Source organism: Blastococcus sp. DSM 46786, assembly GCF_900109665.1.
Classification (GTDB): Bacteria; Actinomycetota; Actinomycetes; order Mycobacteriales; family Geodermatophilaceae; genus Blastococcus; species Blastococcus carthaginiensis.
In genome coordinates this window covers 130,890-146,612 of record NZ_FOAO01000012.1, presented here as the reverse complement: position 1 = coordinate 146,612, position 15,723 = coordinate 130,890, and the positions used below count along the sequence as shown (strand labels likewise).

Below are 15,723 nucleotides of genomic sequence, written 5' to 3'. Positions count from 1 at the left end.
CCGCTCCGCGAGACGGCGCGACGAGTGGGCCCGGAGGGTCCTCGAGGAGCGCCGGCAACGGCTCAACGGCGCAGGGGACGGCACCTGGCCGCGGTCGCCGATCCGGAGGATCGGCAATCCAGTCCAGTGCCCCCGGTGCGACTCGAACGCACACTGCGCGGGTTTTGAATCCGCTCCCTCTGCCGATTGGGGTACGGGGGCGTGCCGGGTGCGACCGGCGCCCGAGAAGAGTAGCGGGGCGGTGCCCGGCGACCGACGCCGATAGGCTGCCGTCCCGTGAGCAGCGAGCCGATCCGGGTCCTGATCGCCGAGGACGAGGCGCTGATCCGTCTCGACCTCAAGGAGATGCTCGAGGAGGAGGGGTACCGCGTCGTCGCCGAGGTCGGCGACGGCCAGCAGGCCGTGGAGCGTGCGGAGGAGCTGCGTCCCGACCTGGTCATCCTGGACATCCAGATGCCGGTGCTCGACGGTCTCTCCGCCGCGGAGCGGATCGCCTCGGCACGGATCGCGCCGGTCATCGTGCTCACCGCCTTCAGCCAGCGCGAGCTGGTCGAGCGCGCCCGCGACGCGGGCGCGATGGCCTACCTGGTCAAGCCGTTCTCCAAGAACGACCTCGTGCCGGCCATCGAGGTGGCGCGCGGTCGTTTCGCCGAGATGACGGCGCTGGACGGGGAGGTCAAGGACCTCGGGGAGCGGCTGGAGACCCGCAAGGTCGTCGAGCGGGCGAAGGGCCGGCTGATGGCCGATCAGGGCATGACCGAGGCCGAGGCCTTCCGCTGGATCCAGCGCACCGCGATGAACCAGCGGACCAGCATGAAGGCCCTGGCGGAGTCCATCCTGGCGGCGACGACGGCCGGCGAAGGCTCCGCCTGACCCCCGGGTCGTGCCCCGATCGCGCGTGCCGCGCGGCAGCGTCATCCGCCCTCAACGCACCGTGCTGCCGGTCGCACGGTGAGGAGACGCAGGTCACGACCTCATCACGGTCGTTCCGCAGCAGGGTGCAACCCCCCGGACGGAGGCTAGGTTCTGCGCACCGATCGGCGCCCGGTCGATCGTCGTCGCGTACGCGCCGGCGTCCGGGCGCACTGATGACACTGGGAGTTGCTTGATGCGCACTGGCACTACTGCCCGCAGCATCGCCGTCACCGGTGCTGCCCTGCTGGCGCTGACCGCCTGCGGTGGCGGCGACGAGGGCGGCACGTCGGCCGAAGGTGGCGGCGGCGGCGGCGATGGCGGCGGCGAGAAGCAGGTCAACGTCTACGGCACCGACGGCAACATGGGCAACGCCCTCGGTGAGTCGTTCACGACGGAGGGCGCCCTTGCCGGCATGAGGGGGACCACCCCGCTCACCGACCTGGGCACGGAGTTCCAGGAGAGGCTGCTGGCGGTCGACCCGAATCTGCAGGACTTCAACTACTCGGCCGAGACCTACGACGCGATCATCATCAGCGCGCTGGCCTCGCAGCTGGCGGGTAGCACGGTGCCCACGGAGTTCGCCCCGTACATCAACGGCGTCACCTTCGGGGGCGAGGCGTGCGACAGCTTCAGCTCCTGCTCGGAGATCATCAGCGGCGGGGGGAATCCCGACTACGACGGCGTCTCCGGGCCGCTGAGCTTCACCGAGCCGGGTGAGCCGGCTCAGGCGAGCTTCGGCATCCTGGAGTTCGGTGCGGACAACGCGCTCGACGAGGGCCAGACCACCTTCGAGATCTCCGGTGACGAGGGCAACGCAGCCACCGACGAGGGCCCGGCGCCGGCCGCGCCCGGCACGACCTCCACGGACCCGCTGGTGATCGGCACGCTGCTGCCGCTGACCGGCAACCTGGCCTTCCTCGGCCCGCCCGAGGTCGCCGGTGCGCGCCTGGCCGTCCAGGAGATCAACGAGGCCGGCGGCGTGCTCGGCCAGGAGGTGCAGCTGGTCGAGGGTGACTCGGGCGACGCCTCGACCGACACCGCCTCGCAGACGGTGGACCGGCTGCTGCAGCAGAACGTCGACGTCATCGTCGGTGCCGCGTCGTCCGGGGTGAGCCTGACCGTCATCGACGCCATCACCCGCGCCGGTGTGGTCCAGTTCTCGCCGGCCAACACGTCGGACCAGTTCACGACCTACAACGACAACGGGCTGTACTTCCGGACGGCTCCGCCGGACACCCTGCAGGCCCGGGCGCTGTCGGACCTGATCATCAACGACGGCAACAACACCGTCGGGATCATGGCGCTGAACGACCCGTACGGCACCGGTCTCATGGAGAACACCGTCGCGAACCTGGAGGCGGCCGGGCTCTCCGCGGACAGCATCGAGACGCTGACCTACGACCCGCAGGCGGCGAACTTCGACGCCGAGGTCCAGCAGATGGTGGAGTTCAACCCCGACGCCATCGTGGTCATCGGCTTCGAGGAGTCGGCGCGGATCATCGAGGCGCTCAACGCCGAGGGCATCGGTCCCGCGCGCAGCTGAGGTCACCCGGCCGCGCCGCGTCGTCACGGTGACGCGGCACGGCTGACCGCCGGTCACAGTGGCCCGACACCCCACGGGGTGCCGGGCCACTGTGCCGTCCGGGACCCGGCGGGCACGACCCGACGGTGCAGACCGGGGCACGCCCCTGCGGTGGCCGTGCTGCACGCCGAGCGACCGCGGTATGTGGCCCCACCGTGGGCCGCGGGCCATCGCCGGTGGGCAGCCAGGAGTGTGCGACGGCGCGTCCGTGGCCGACGGCAGGTGCGAGCGACCCCGTCCAAGACGAGCTCACCGGCGGCGTCCGACGCGGCTGCCGGTCCGCCTCCGGATCTGCACCGGCCCGTCGTGGGCTGGACGGCGTCCGGAATCGTGGACGACCGGGTAGGGGCCTCAGGTGCCCTGTGCGGGTCCTGCGGGCCGGTAGACGGCTCCGGCGCCGTCCCCCGGGAGGGGGGACGGCGCCGGGCGCTGAGGGGGAGGGGGCTGGGACCGGTCAGTGCGCCTTGGCCAGCGTGCCGAGGTACAGCTCGATGACCTTGGGGTCGTGCATCAGCGACTCGCCGGTCGCGGTGTAGGCGTTGCGGCCCTGGTCGAGCACGTAGCCGCGGTCGCAGATCTGCAGGCAGCGCCGGGCGTTCTGCTCCACCATGATGATCGAGACCCCGGTGGCGTTGATCCGACGGCAGCGGATGAACACCTCGTCCTGGTAGGCGGGGGACAGGCCGGCAGACGGCTCGTCGAGCAGCAGCACCGACGGCTCCATCATCAGCGCCCGGCCCATCGCCACCATCTGCCGCTCACCGCCGGACAGCGAGCCGGCCTTGATCTTGCGGCGCTCCCCGAGCATGGGGAACAGCTCGGCGACGTAGTCGAACCGCTCCTTGACCACCTTCGGGCGCAGGTAGGCACCCATCTCCATGTTCTCCTCGATGGTGAGGGAGGGGAACACGTTGTTGTTCTGCGGGACGTAGCCCACGCCCAGGGAGACCAGCCGGTGTGCCGGCGCCGACGTGATGTCCTCGCCGCGCAGCGTCACCGACCCGGACCGCACCGGGATGAGGCCGAACAGCGCCTTCAGCAACGTGGACTTGCCGGCACCGTTCGGACCGATGATCCCCACCAGCTCGCCGTCGTTCAGGTAGAAGTCGCACTCGTTGAGGATGTTCACCCCCGGCAGGTAGCCGGCGACGAGTTCGTCGGCCCGGATGAGCGCGTCCGCGGCGAGGCGGACGTGCTCCCCGCGCGTGGCCGCCTGCTCGGCGGGCGAGAGGTCGCCGGAGGACTCGGCCCGGGTCGGTCCCCGGTCGGCGGCCGCTGATGCGTCCCCCTGGTCGACCGGCCGGTCGAACTCGTACTCCGGGTCGGTGCTCTCGCGCGGGTCCTTGCCCTGGCCGGGGTCGATGCTCATCGGTCCGTGCCCTTCTCGTCGGGGCGTCCGGGGCGCCGGAGGTCGTCGGGGTGCTCCTCGCGGGAGATGCTCTCCTCCGCCTCGGCGAGGACGCGGTCCTCCTCCTCGATGGTGAGTGCGGCGTCGTGGTGTGCACCGAGGTAGGCGTCGACCACCGCTTGGTTCTGGCTGATGGACTCCGGCGGGCCTTCGGCGATGACCTTGCCCGCGGCCATCACGACCACCCAGTCGCTGATGTCACGGACGACGTCCATGTCGTGCTCGACGAAGACCACCGTCATGCCCTGCTCGCGCAGGTCCTTGACGTGTCCGAGCAGGCTCTGCGTCAGCGCCGGGTTCACCCCGGCCATCGGCTCGTCGAGCATGACGACCTGGGGGTCGCTCATCAGCGCGCGGGCCATCTCGAGCAGCTTGCGCTGGCCCCCGGAGAGGGTGCCGGCGAAGTCGTCCTTCTTGGCGTCGAGCTTGAAGCGGCGGAGCAGCTCCATGGCCTTCTCCGTGTTGGCCTTCTCCTGTGCCCGCCACGTACCGGGGACGAGAGCGCGGAGGAAGCTCTCACCCTTCTGCCCCTGCGCGCCCAGCAGCATGTTCTGCAGCACGGTGAGCCGGGACAGCGCCTTGGTGAGCTGGAAGGTGCGGACCACGCCGAGCCGCGCCACCTGGTGCGGGGCGAGCTTCCCGAGCGGCCGGCCGTCGAACGACCAGGTACCGCCGTCTGGCTGGTCGAACCCGGTGAGCAGGTTGAACAGCGTGGTCTTGCCGGCTCCGTTCGGCCCGATCAGCCCGGTGATGCCGCCGCGCTGGATCTCCAGGTGGTCGACCGAGACGGCCGTGAGGCCGCCGAAGGTCCGGACCACGCCGTCGACCACGATCGCGGGGTCGGGCTTGGCGATCCCGACCTCCCAGGGCAGATCCCGCAGCGCGGCCTGGGCCAGCCGTTGCGGGGCGCTGCCGGCACCGCCGGTCGTGGACAGGGCGTGCGCCCCGGTGGGCGTCGGCTCAGCGGGCATCGAGCATCACCTCTCGTCGGTCGCCGAAGATGCCCTGCGGCCGGAAGATCAGCAGCAGGATCAGGCCGAGACCGATCAGGACGAACCGGATCTGGGCCACGTCGGTGGCCGACAGCACGTTCTCCGGGATGATCCCGTTGCTGATCAGCGTACGCAGCCCGGTGTCGGCGAACTGGATGATGAAGTACAGGATCATGGCGCCGATCACGGGCCCGAGGACGCGGGCCGCTCCACCCAGGATCAGCGCCGCGTAGGCCAGGAACGTGTTGGCGTTCTGGTACTGGTCCGGAGTGGCCGAGGCGGTGCCGAGCGCGTAGACCATGCCGCCCAGTGCACCCAGGACGCCGCCCAGCACGAGCGCCTGCATCTTGTAGACGTAGACGTTCTTGCCGAGCGCCCGGACGGCGTCCTCGTCCTCGCGGATGGACTTCACGACCCGGCCCCAGGGGCTGCGGACCAGCAGCCACACCAGCAGGCAGGCCAGCGCGACTAGCACCCAGCCGACAAACGTCACCCAGAGGTCCGCTCCGCTCCAGCGGGTGCCCAGGATGCTGTAGCGCTGGGCGGTGTCCCACGGTGCGAGCTCGACGAAGGGATCGCTGAAGCCGGACAGACCCCGGGTACCTGCGGTGATCGGCGTCGCCGAGACCGACCGGAACGTGAGCCGGAGCCCCTCGGCGGCGGCGATGGTGGCGATCGCGAGGTAGTCGGCGCGCAACCGCAGCGTCGGGATGCCCAGCAGCAGCGCGAGGACGACGGCGGCGGCGATGCCGATGACCACGCCGACCCAGAAGGGCAGCCCCCACTGGGAGACGGAGATCGCGATGCCGTACCCGCCCAGCATGGCGAAGGCGATCTGCCCGAAGTTCAGCAGCCCCGTGTACCCGAACTGGATGTTGAGCCCGATCGCCAGCAGGGCGAAGAAGGCGGCCTGGAAGCCGAGCCCGGCCTTGAGTGCGACGGCGAGTGCGTCGATGAGTTCAGCCATGGCTCAACCAATCCGGGCCCGGCTGCCGAGGATGCCCTGCGGCCGCACGATGAGGATGACGATGAGGAGGAGGAGCCCACCGACGTACTTCATGTCGTTGGGGATCACCAGCGTCGACATCTGGACGAAGACGCCGACGACGATGCTGCCGATGAGGGCGCCGTAGGCGGTACCGAGACCGCCGAGCGTGACGCCGGCGAACATGAGCAGCAGCAGCCGGAAGCCCATGTCCCACTGGACCTCGTCCGAGAGGCCCAGGAGGACGCCGCCCAGCGCGGCGAGTGCGCCACCGACCATCCAGACGACCAGGATCACCCGGTTGACGTCGATGCCCGAGGAGGCGGCGAGGTCGCGGTTGTCGGAGACGGCCCGCATGGCCTTGCCCATCGTGGTCCGCTGCAGCATCAGGGCGACGAGGACGAGGACCACCAGCGCCACGACCATCGACGTGAGGTCCTTGTTGGTCATCGAGAACGCGCCGTAGTCGACACTGCGCTGGCCGCGGTAGTCGGCGAAGGCGTTGGACCGCCCGCCGTAGAAGACCTGGTACAGGTAGCGGAGCAGGAGGGACAGGCCGATCGAGATGACGAGCGCGGCCACCAGGCCGGTGCCCCGCCGGCGCAGCGGTCGCCACAGGGCGACCTCGTTGAGCGCACCGATGCCCGCGCCGACGACCATCGCGAGGATGGCCGCGGGGATCAGCGGTACGCCGGCCCCCACGTTGATGAACCATGCGGCGATCGCCCCGATGGTCACCAGTTCTCCGTGGGCGAAGTTGACCAGGCCGGTGGTGCCGAAGATCAGCGAGAGGCCGATGGCGGCCATGGCGATCAGCAGGCCGAATCGGAGCCCCGAGACCAGCAGCTCCACCCAGCGGATGGAACCGCCGCCGGAGTTCCGGCTCCCGTCGTTGAGCCCGATGATGACGCCCTGCTGCCGGCCCTCGTCCACGGTGACGGTCCGGCTCGGCTCGCCGTTGAGGGTGACGCCTTCGGGGAGATCGCCCGCGTCGACCGTGACCGTGTACTGGCCGGGGCCGGGCAGGTCGACCGACCAGCGGCCCTGCTCGTCGGTCTCCACCGTGTCGACCTCGGCGCCGGACATCTCGGCGACCTCGACGGAGATGCCTTCGATCGGCCCGCTCACGCTGGTCTGCAGGGTGCCGAAGATCCGTTCACCGGCATCCTCGGCGGCGTGGGCGGCGCCCGGCACCAGGGCGGTGAGCCCGGCGACGAACAGGCCGACCAGCACCAGGCGTACAGCGGTGAGACCTGGGTGCGGTGGTCCACCGGCCGGTATCCGAGCCCCCGCTCTCGCGGTACTGCTTCGTCGACCGTGCCGGCGGACACGGTCCGTCGGGTGCGTCACTCGACCTCCTCGGCGGTTTCGTTGAGGAGGGAACCTAACGCAGTTGTGTGATCTGCCCCCCATCGCGCACCGACCTGTGACCTTTCCGCGACACGCCGGGCACCCGTTCGTGGTGGAGCAGGACGCCGGCTCAGAGGTCGCGCGGCGCCTTCAGCGTCATGCAGGTGAGCCTGGCGGTGGCGGTCTGCCGGCCCCGGTCGTCGCTGATCTCGATGACGAACGTCGACAGCGTGCGGCCCCGGCGCACCGGTGTGCAGACGGCGGTGACCGTGCCGGCGGTCGCGGCGCGCAGGTAGCTCACGTTGAGCTCGATGCCGACGACCTGCTTGTCCGGTCCGGCGGCCACGGCTGCGGCCATCGACCCGATCGTCTCGGCGAGCGTGCAGGTGGCCCCGCCGTGCAGCAGGCCGAAGGGCTGCTCGTTGCCCGCGACCGGCATCGTCGCCACCAGCCGGTCGGGGTTCCAGTCGGTGATCCGCACGCCGAGCTTGTCGTCGAGGGGGCTGCTGATGCCGTCGGGCAGCCAGCCCGGGGGAGGGGTGCTCACCCCGGCACCGTAACGACCGGTCCGGCGCGTCCCCGGTGTCGGTGGCTGGCCCTACGATCGGCGGCGATGTCCGCTCCGGTCTCCACCTCCGCACCCGCCGTCCCCTCGAGCCAGGGCACGCGCCCGCGGCTGCTGCTCCTCGACGGGCACTCGCTGGCCTACCGCGCGTTCTTCGCGCTGCCGGTGGAGAACTTCTCGACCACGACGGGGCAGCCGACGAACGCCGTCTACGGCTTCACGTCGATGCTGATCAACATCCTGCGCGACGAGCAGCCCACGCACCTCGCCGTCGCCTTCGACGTCGGGCGCAAGACCTTCCGCAGCGAGATCTACGCCGAGTACAAGGCCAACCGCGCCGAGAGCCCGACCGACTTCCGCGGGCAGGTCAGCCTGGTGCAGGAGGTGCTCGGCGCACTGCGCATCCCGGTGATCACCGCCGAGGGCTACGAGGCCGACGACGTCATCGCCACGCTCGCCGTGCAGGCCGTCGAGCAGGGCATGGACGTGCTGATCGCGACCGGCGACCGCGACGCCCTCCAGCTCGTCAACGAGCACGTCACCGTCCTCTACCCGCGCAAGGGCGTCTCGGACATGACGCGCTTCACGCCGGGGGAGGTCGAGACCAAGTACGGCCTGTCGCCCGCGCAGTACCCCGACTTCGCGGCGCTGCGGGGCGACCCGAGCGACAACCTGCCCAGCATCCCGAGCGTGGGGGAGAAGACCGCCGCCAAGTGGGTCCGGGAGTACGGGTCGCTGGACGCGCTGGTCGACCAGGTGGACACGGTCAAGGGCAAGGTCGGGGAGAAGCTGCGCGAGCACCTCTCGTCGGTGCTCCAGAACCGGCGGCTCACCGAGCTCGACCGGCAGGTGCCCCTGGAGGTGGGGCCCGTTGACCTCGCCGTCCAGCCGTGGGACCGCAACGAGGTGCACACGCTCTTCGACAACCTGCAGTTCCGGGTGCTGCGGGACCGGCTCTTCGCCACCCTCACCAGCGCCGAGCCGGAGGTGGAGGGCGGCTTCGAGGTCACCGTCGACGAGGTTGCGCCCGGCGAGCTCGGCGCCTGGCTGGACGCGCACGCGCGCACCGGCCGCACCGGCGTGATCTTCCGGGGCAGCTGGGGCCGGGGCGCCGGGGAGCTCACCGGTCTCGCGCTCGCCGCCGCCGACGACCACACGGCCTTCGTCGACCTCGGCCCCGCGCTCGACGTCGCCGACGAGCAGGCGCTGGCCACCTGGCTGGCCGACGCCGACCGGCCGAAGGTGGTGCACGAGGTCAAGGGCCCGCTGCTGGCCATCTGGGCCCGCGGCTGGGACCTCGCCGGGGTGGTCAGCGACACCGCGCTGGCCGCCTACCTCGCGCTGCCGGGGCAGCGCTCCTTCGACCTCGGCGACCTGGCGGTCCGCTACCTGCGCCGCGAGCTCAAGGACGCCGCCGAGCCCGAGGGGCAGCTGACCCTCGACGGCCTGGGGCCGAGCGAGGACGACGTCGCCGCCGAGGCCGCGAAGGCCGACGTCCTCAAGGCGGTGGCGGTCAACGACCTCTCCGACGCCCTCGAGCAGGTGCTCGGCCAGCGGGGCGGCGGTCACCTGCTCGGCGAGATCGAGCTGCCCCTGACGTTCGTGCTGGGCCGCATGGAGCACCGGGGCATCGCCGCTGACCTCGACTTCCTGCACGACCTGCAGCGCGAGTTCGCCGAGGGGGTCGCCGCCGCGGCGGCCGAGTGCTACGCCGTCATCGGCCGCGAGGTGAACCTGGGCTCGCCCAAGCAGTTGCAGATCGTGCTCTTCGACGAGCTGGGGCTGCCCAAGACGAAGAAGAACAAGACCGGCTACACCACCGACGCCGATGCGCTGACCAACCTGCTCGCGCAGACCGGGCACCCGTTCCTCGAGCACCTGATGCGCCACCGCGACGTCACCCGGCTGCGGACGGTCATCGACGGGCTGATCCCGATGGTCGACGACGCCGGGCGCATCCACACCACCTTCCAGCAGACGATCGCGGCGACCGGCCGGCTCTCCTCGACCGACCCCAACCTGCAGAACATCCCGATCCGCACCGCCGAGGGGCGGCGGATCCGGCAGGCGTTCGTCGTGGGCCAGGGCTACGAGTCGCTGATGACGGCCGACTACAGCCAGATCGAGATGCGGATCATGGCGCACCTCTCGGGCGATGAGGGGCTCATCGAGGCGTTCACGTCGGGGGAGGACCTGCACTCCTTCGTCGCCTCGCGAGCCTTCGACATCCCGATCGAGGAGGTCGACCCGGAGATGCGCCGCCGGATCAAGGCGATGAGCTACGGGCTGGCCTACGGGCTCTCCGCCTACGGGCTGTCCGGGCAGCTGCGCATCTCCGTCGAGGAGGCGCGCGAGCAGATGCACGCCTACTTCGAGCGCTTCGGCGGCATCCGCGACTACCTCGACGGCGTCGTGGACGACGCCCGGCAGACCGGCTACACCGAGACCACCCTGGGCCGGCGGCGCTTCCTCCCCGACCTGACCAGCGACAACGGGCAGCGGCGGCAGATGGCCGAGCGCATGGCGCTCAACGCCCCCATCCAGGGCTCGGCCGCCGACGTCATCAAGGTGGCGATGCTCAACGTGGAGCAGGCCATCGCGGCCGAAGGGCTGGCGTCGCGGATGCTGCTGCAGGTCCACGACGAGCTGGTGCTCGAGGTCGCGCCGGGGGAGAAGGACGCCTTGGAGGAGCTCGTCCGTCGCGAGATGGCGGGCGCCGCGCAGCTGTCGGTGCCGCTGGAGGTCTCGGTGGGCGTCGGGTCGAGCTGGGACGCCGCGGCCCACTGACGGCGGCGCCCCGGCCAGCGCGCCTCGCGTTACAGGCTGTTGTCGATCCGGGCCGGTGGACCCGGTGGATGTGTCATAGGCCGCTCCCCGGTCCACACCGGGTCCATGGGCTCCCCTGCACCCTCCGGTCCGAACGGTCCACCGGTCCCCGCCTGGCTGGCGCGGTCGTCGGCCGTGGGCGGCCGGCTGCTCGTCCTCGCGGTCCTGCTCTGGCTGCTCGCCGGCTTCGCGGTCAAGGTGACTCTGCCGCTGGTGGCCGTCCTGATCGCGCTGCTCGTCGCGGGCATCCTGGCGCCGCTCGTGGAGTGGGCGCACGGCCGCGGGGCGCCCCGCTGGCTGGCTGCGGGCGGGGCGGTGCTGCTCCTGGTCGGCGTCCTCGGCGGCGGGCTCCTGGCCCTGGGTGCGCGCATCGCCGGCCAGCTGCCCCGGTTGCGGGAGCAGTTCCAGCAGGTCTCCTCCGACCTGTCGCAGCGCTTCGGCGTCGAGCTGCCGAGCTTCGGCTCGTCCGGGGGCGGCGGAGGAGGCTCCGGCGGCGGGACCAGCGCCGGTGACCTGCTCGGCCCGGCGCGGACGGTGGTCGAGGTCGTGATCGCCGCGTTCCTCGTCGTGGCGCTCGCCTACCTCTTCCTGCACGGCGGGCCGGGTATCTGGCGCTGGCTGCTGGGGAAGTTCGGCGGCCGGGTGCGCGAGGACGTCGACGCCGCCGGCCGCGCGGCCTGGACGACCGTCGGCGGCTACGTCCGCGGCCTGACGATCGTGGCGGTGTTCGACGCCGTGGGCATCGGCGTCGGTCTGCTCCTGCTCGGCGTCCCGCTGGCGCTGACCCTCGCGGCGCTGCAGTTCCTGGCGTCCTACATCCCCACGATCGGTGCGTTCGTCGCGGGGCTCGTCGCGGTGGTGGTCGCCTACGCGTCCGGCGGGCTCGTCACGGCCGCCCTGGTCCTGGGGCTGGTGGTGGTCGTGCAGCAGCTGGGCAACTCGTTCGTGGAGCCGTACGTCATGCGCAACCGGCTGCCCCTCAACGCCGTGACGGTGCTGATCGCGGTCACCGTCGGCGGCGTGCTGTGGGGGATCGCCGGGGCGCTGCTGTTCGTGCCGCTCGCCGCGGCGATCTCGGCCGCCGGCCACGAGCTGTGGGTGCGGCACGGGTCCCGGCCCATCGCCGGAGGCTGAGCCTCGACCAGAGGTTCAGGGTCGGGTGGCGACCAGGATCAGCGTGCCCGGGACCAGCGCGCCGCGCTCGGGCGACCACTGGCCCCAGTTCTCCGTGCGCCCGGGCGTCCATTCCGGTTCCACGAGGTCCTCGAGCACGAGGCCGGCCCCGACCACGGCGCGCACCCAGTCGCCGACCGTGCGGTGGTGCTCCACGTACACGGCGCGGCCCGCGTCGTCGGTCTCCACGTAGGGCGTCCGGTCGAAGTAGGAGGAGGCGATCCGCAGGTCCGCGGGGTCGGGGGAGTCGGGGAACGGCCAGCGCATCGGGTGGTTGACCGACGCCACGAAGCGCCCGCCGGGACGCAGCACCCGTGCGACCTCCCGCAGCGCGGCCCCCACGTCGGCCACGAAGGGCAGCCCGCCGAACGCCGAGCAGACGGCGTCCAGGCCGGCGTCGGCCAGGGGCAGCGCACCGGCGTCGGCCTGGAGCAGCGGGACGGCGATCCCCGTCGTCCGGTTGAGCCCGGCGGCGCGGGCGAGCATGCCGCCGGAGAGGTCGAGGGCCACGACGTCGGCCCCGGCGGCCCGCAACCAGCGGGCGCAGGGCGCCGAGCCGCAGCCGATCTCCAGCACCCGCCGGCCGGCGACATCGCCGAGCAGGTGGGCGTCGGCCTCGCGGAGGCCCTCGGGGCACCACAGGAAGTCGACATCGCCGAGGTCGGTGCCGTGCTCGGCCAGGTAGGCCGGGGCCGCGGCGTCCCACCAGCGGCGGTTCGCGCGAGCCGACTCCTCGGTGCCGGCCGCGCGGCGGGCGACCCCGCCCGCGACGGGGTAGCCGTCGCTGCCGAGGGGGAGGCCGGGGCGAGGAGGGGGTGCGGTCATGACACGCCGATCGTGACACGCCGCCGGCCGGGCAGGAGCGGTCCCACCCAGGTGGACCGGAGGCTCCCGGCGTCCGTACCATGGAGGGGCGCCAGAGGTCTGCCGTGCCCTTCCCTCCCGGGAATGCCCGCGCCGGTTCTCCCCGCTGTACCTCCCCGCGGTCCGACGGCCGCGGGTCGTCCTGTCCCTACGCATAAACCGTCCGGAGCAACCAACCACATGACCTCCACTCAGGTCCGTCCTTCCAGCACCCCCCAGGTCGCCATCAACGACATCGGTTCCGCCGAGGACTTCCTCGCCGCCATCGACCTGACGATCAAGTACTTCAACGATGGCGACATCGTCGAGGGCGTCATCGTCAAGGTGGACCGGGACGAGGTGCTGCTGGACATCGGCTACAAGACCGAGGGCGTCATCCCCTCGCGCGAGCTCTCCATCAAGCACGACGTCGACCCGAACGAGGTCGTCAAGGTCGGCGACGAGGTGGAAGCCCTGGTCCTCCAGAAGGAGGACAAGGAAGGGCGGCTGATCCTCTCCAAGAAGCGCGCGCAGTACGAGCGCGCCTGGGGCACGATCGAGGCCAAGAAGGAAGCCGACGAGGTCGTCACCGGCACCGTCATCGAGGTCGTCAAGGGTGGTCTCATCCTGGACATCGGCCTGCGCGGGTTCCTCCCGGCGTCGCTGGTCGAGATGCGCCGCGTCCGCGACCTGCAGCCCTACGTGGGCCGCGAGCTCGAGGCGAAGATCATCGAGCTGGACAAGAACCGCAACAACGTCGTGCTGTCCCGCCGCCAGTGGCTGGAGCAGACCCAGTCCGAGGTGCGCAGCGAGTTCCTCAACAAGCTCGCCAAGGGCCAGGTCCGCAGCGGCGTCGTCTCCTCGATCGTCAACTTCGGTGCCTTCGTGGACCTGGGCGGCGTCGACGGCCTGGTGCACGTCTCCGAGCTGTCCTGGAAGCACATCGACCACCCGTCCGAGGTCGTCGAGGTGGGCCAGGAGGTCACCGTCGAGGTCCTCGACGTCGACCTCGACCGCGAGCGCGTGTCCTTGTCGCTGAAGGCGACGCAGGAGGACCCGTGGCGCCAGTTCGCCCGCACGCACCAGATCGGTCAGGTCGTGCCGGGCAAGGTCACCAAGCTCGTCCCCTTCGGTGCGTTCGTGCGCGTCGACGAGGGCATCGAGGGCCTGGTGCACATCTCCGAGCTGGCCGAGCGCCACGTGGAGATCCCCGAGCAGGTCGTGCAGGTCGGCGACGAGATCCTGGTCAAGGTCATCGACATCGACCTGGACCGCCGCCGGATCTCGTTGTCGCTCAAGCAGGCCAACGAGGGCGTCGTCGGCGACGAGGAGACCTTCGACCCGGCCGCCTACGGCATGGCCGCCTCCTACGACGAGCAGGGCAACTACATCTACCCCGAGGGCTTCGACGCCGAGACCGGCGAGTGGCTCGAGGGCTACGACGAGGCCCGCGAGACGTGGGAGCGCCAGTACGCCGAGGCCCAGACCCGCTTCGAGGCGCACCGCAAGCAGATCGCGGCGGCCAAGGAGGCCGACGCCGAGGCTGCGGCCGGCGGCAGCTACTCCAGCGCCGACGCGACGCCGGACGTTCCCAGCACCGGTGGCACGCTCGCCAGCGACGAGGCGCTCGCCGCGCTCCGCGCCAAGCTGGCCGGCGGCGAGTGACCTGAGGGTCTGACCCACCAGCACCGCACGACGGAGGCCCAGGACCGTTCGGTCCTGGGCCTCCGTCGTCTTCCGAGGTGCCTGAGGCCTGCCACCACCGGATCCGGGCACGCTGAAGGCCCGCGGACGGTGTCCACGGGCCTTCGGTCGCACTCCGGGTGCGCGTCGCCGCGGCGTGCGGCGGTGCGGGGGAGCAGGAGGACCCCGTCCTCCGCACCCCTCGCAGGCTCGGGGCGAGCCGCGGGACGGGGCCTTACAGGCTCAGGATGATGGCGAACGCCGTGCGGGGCCGCCCGCCGGAGCCCGCGAGGAAGCTCCAGGTGTGCCGGCCGGTGGTCGGCGTCGAGAACATCCAGCGCAGCAACGAGCTGCGGTGGGCGACGGCCGGGCGCTGGAACTCCATCCGCTCGCGGACGGCCGGGATGTCGGCGCAGCGCACGCCCGAGGCGGAGCCGAGCCGGTGCCGGCCGGCGGCGTGGGACGACGGGGACGCAGCGGGCGTGTGACGGGACATGTTCTCGGTCTGCCTCTCTCGGCGGGGAAGATCGCCGGGGCAGACGTTAGCGGTGGTGCGCGTGTGACTGGAGCGACGCGCCGGGCGCTTCGGCCGCGTGTTACCTCTCCGTGATCTCGAGCCGGGTGGTCGCTACTGTCCGTGCGTGCTGAGGATCGGACTGACGGGCGGGATCGGGTCGGGCAAGAGCACCGTGTCCAGGCTGCTGGTCGAACTCGGAGCCGTGCTCGTGGACGCCGACCGGATCGCCCGCGAGGTGCTCGAACCCGGCACCCCCGGGCTCGCCGCCGTCGTCGCGGAGTTCGGTGACGGGGTGCTCTCCGCCGACGGCTCCCTGGACCGCGCCGCCCTGGCGGCGATCGTCTTCTCCGACGAGGGCGCGCGACGGCGGCTCGATGCGCTCGTCCACCCGCTCGTGCGGCAGCGCTCGGCAGCGCTCGTCGCCGCGGCCCCGGACGACGCCGTGCTGGTCAACGACGTCCCGCTGCTCGTGGAGACCGGTCAGGCGGGGAGCTACGACCTCGTCGTCGTCGTGGCGGCCGAGCGGGAGACGCGGGTGGCCCGGCTGGTCGGGCGGGGGCTCGGCGAGGCCGACGCCCGGGCCCGGATCGCCGCCCAGGCCACGGACGAGCAGCGGCGGGCTGTCGCGGACGTCGTCCTGGACAACAGCGGGACGCCGGAGCAGCTGGCCGAGCAGGTCGACCGGTTCTGGGCGGAGCGGGTCGAGCCGGCGCGTGGCTGACGCCGGGTCGCTCGTCCGGGGTCGGCGGGAGGCGCAGCAGGAGGTCATCGGCGCGCGGAGGCAGCTGCGCCTGCAGGCCGGCCTGGGCGGGGTCTACGGCGGGCTGGCCGGTCTCTCCTGGGCGGACGAGGACACGTCGTCGTGGCTGCGGTGGGGGTGGGTG

13 protein-coding genes and 1 tRNA gene are annotated in these 15,723 nt (G+C 71.8%); 6 read left to right on the top strand and 8 right to left on the bottom strand.

The genetic code is table 11. The features are described from left to right. Window positions 1-127: 127 nt before the first annotated feature. Window positions 128-201 (bottom strand) — tRNA-Leu (locus tag BMW62_RS12820). Between the two features lie 75 nt (window positions 202-276). On the opposite strand from BMW62_RS12820, the gene BMW62_RS12815 reads away from it, so the two are divergent. Both BMW62_RS12815 and BMW62_RS12810 read left to right on the top strand, forming a co-directional pair. After that, window positions 277-873, top strand: a complete 597-nt coding sequence (locus BMW62_RS12815) for an ANTAR domain-containing response regulator (RefSeq protein ID WP_091931241.1) — start codon at window positions 277-279, stop codon at window positions 871-873. A 235-nt stretch (window positions 874-1,108) separates the two neighbouring features. Next, window positions 1,109-2,458: an ABC transporter substrate-binding protein gene (locus BMW62_RS12810; RefSeq protein WP_091931240.1), complete on the top strand. Its 1,350-nt coding sequence runs from the start codon at window positions 1,109-1,111 to the stop codon at window positions 2,456-2,458. A gap of 493 nt (window positions 2,459-2,951) precedes the next feature. On the opposite strand, the gene BMW62_RS12805 is transcribed toward BMW62_RS12810, so the two are convergent. The 5 genes from BMW62_RS12805 to BMW62_RS12785 form a co-directional block, all read right to left on the bottom strand. Next, window positions 2,952-3,866 carry an ABC transporter ATP-binding protein gene (locus BMW62_RS12805; protein WP_091931239.1) on the bottom strand — a complete coding sequence of 305 codons (915 nt, stop codon included), beginning with the start codon at window positions 3,864-3,866 and terminating at the stop codon, window positions 2,952-2,954. Then, the gene (locus BMW62_RS12800; RefSeq protein WP_091931238.1) at window positions 3,863-4,876 is read right to left on the bottom strand and encodes an ABC transporter ATP-binding protein; all 1,014 of its coding nucleotides are present in this window, start codon (window positions 4,874-4,876) and stop codon (window positions 3,863-3,865) included. The genes BMW62_RS12805 and BMW62_RS12800 overlap by 4 nt, the downstream gene beginning before the upstream one ends. Further along, the gene (locus BMW62_RS12795) at window positions 4,866-5,864 is read right to left on the bottom strand and encodes a branched-chain amino acid ABC transporter permease (protein WP_091931237.1); all 999 of its coding nucleotides are present in this window, start codon (window positions 5,862-5,864) and stop codon (window positions 4,866-4,868) included. The genes BMW62_RS12800 and BMW62_RS12795 overlap by 11 nt, the downstream gene beginning before the upstream one ends. A 3-nt stretch (window positions 5,865-5,867) precedes the next feature. After that, the gene (locus BMW62_RS12790) at window positions 5,868-7,115 is read right to left on the bottom strand and encodes a branched-chain amino acid ABC transporter permease (RefSeq protein WP_244524004.1); all 1,248 of its coding nucleotides are present in this window, start codon (window positions 7,113-7,115) and stop codon (window positions 5,868-5,870) included. Between the two features lie 247 nt (window positions 7,116-7,362). Next, window positions 7,363-7,779 carry a PaaI family thioesterase gene (locus BMW62_RS12785; protein WP_091931236.1) on the bottom strand — a complete coding sequence of 139 codons (417 nt, stop codon included), beginning with the start codon at window positions 7,777-7,779 and terminating at the stop codon, window positions 7,363-7,365. A 66-nt stretch (window positions 7,780-7,845) separates the two neighbouring features. On the opposite strand from BMW62_RS12785, the gene polA reads away from it, so the two are divergent. Both polA and BMW62_RS12775 read left to right on the top strand, forming a co-directional pair. Continuing rightward, complete coding sequence (gene polA, locus BMW62_RS12780) at window positions 7,846-10,584, top strand: DNA polymerase I (RefSeq protein WP_091931235.1); 2,739 nt, start codon at window positions 7,846-7,848, stop codon at window positions 10,582-10,584. Window positions 10,585-10,758: 174 nt separating this feature from the next. Continuing rightward, window positions 10,759-11,757 (top strand): AI-2E family transporter, encoded by a 999-nt coding sequence (locus tag BMW62_RS12775; RefSeq protein WP_170852356.1) that lies wholly within the window; start codon window positions 10,759-10,761, stop codon window positions 11,755-11,757. Window positions 11,758-11,772: 15 nt separating this feature from the next. Here BMW62_RS12775 and BMW62_RS12770 read toward each other — a convergent pair whose 3' ends face one another. Then, on the bottom strand, window positions 11,773-12,621 hold the full coding sequence (locus BMW62_RS12770) for a class I SAM-dependent methyltransferase (RefSeq protein WP_091931233.1): 849 nt from the start codon (window positions 12,619-12,621) through the stop codon (window positions 11,773-11,775). Window positions 12,622-12,840: 219 nt separating this feature from the next. Here BMW62_RS12770 and rpsA point away from each other — a divergent pair, with 219 nt between their 5' ends. Then, the gene (gene rpsA, locus BMW62_RS12765) at window positions 12,841-14,304 is read left to right on the top strand and encodes a 30S ribosomal protein S1 (RefSeq protein WP_091931232.1); all 1,464 of its coding nucleotides are present in this window, start codon (window positions 12,841-12,843) and stop codon (window positions 14,302-14,304) included. A gap of 253 nt (window positions 14,305-14,557) precedes the next feature. Here rpsA and BMW62_RS12760 read toward each other — a convergent pair whose 3' ends face one another. Continuing rightward, complete coding sequence (locus BMW62_RS12760; RefSeq protein WP_091931231.1) at window positions 14,558-14,818, bottom strand: hypothetical protein; 261 nt, start codon at window positions 14,816-14,818, stop codon at window positions 14,558-14,560. 145 nt (window positions 14,819-14,963) lie between these two features. On the opposite strand from BMW62_RS12760, the gene coaE reads away from it, so the two are divergent. Next, the gene (gene coaE, locus BMW62_RS12755) at window positions 14,964-15,560 is read left to right on the top strand and encodes a dephospho-CoA kinase (RefSeq protein ID WP_091931230.1); all 597 of its coding nucleotides are present in this window, start codon (window positions 14,964-14,966) and stop codon (window positions 15,558-15,560) included. Window positions 15,561-15,723 lie beyond the last annotated feature (163 nt).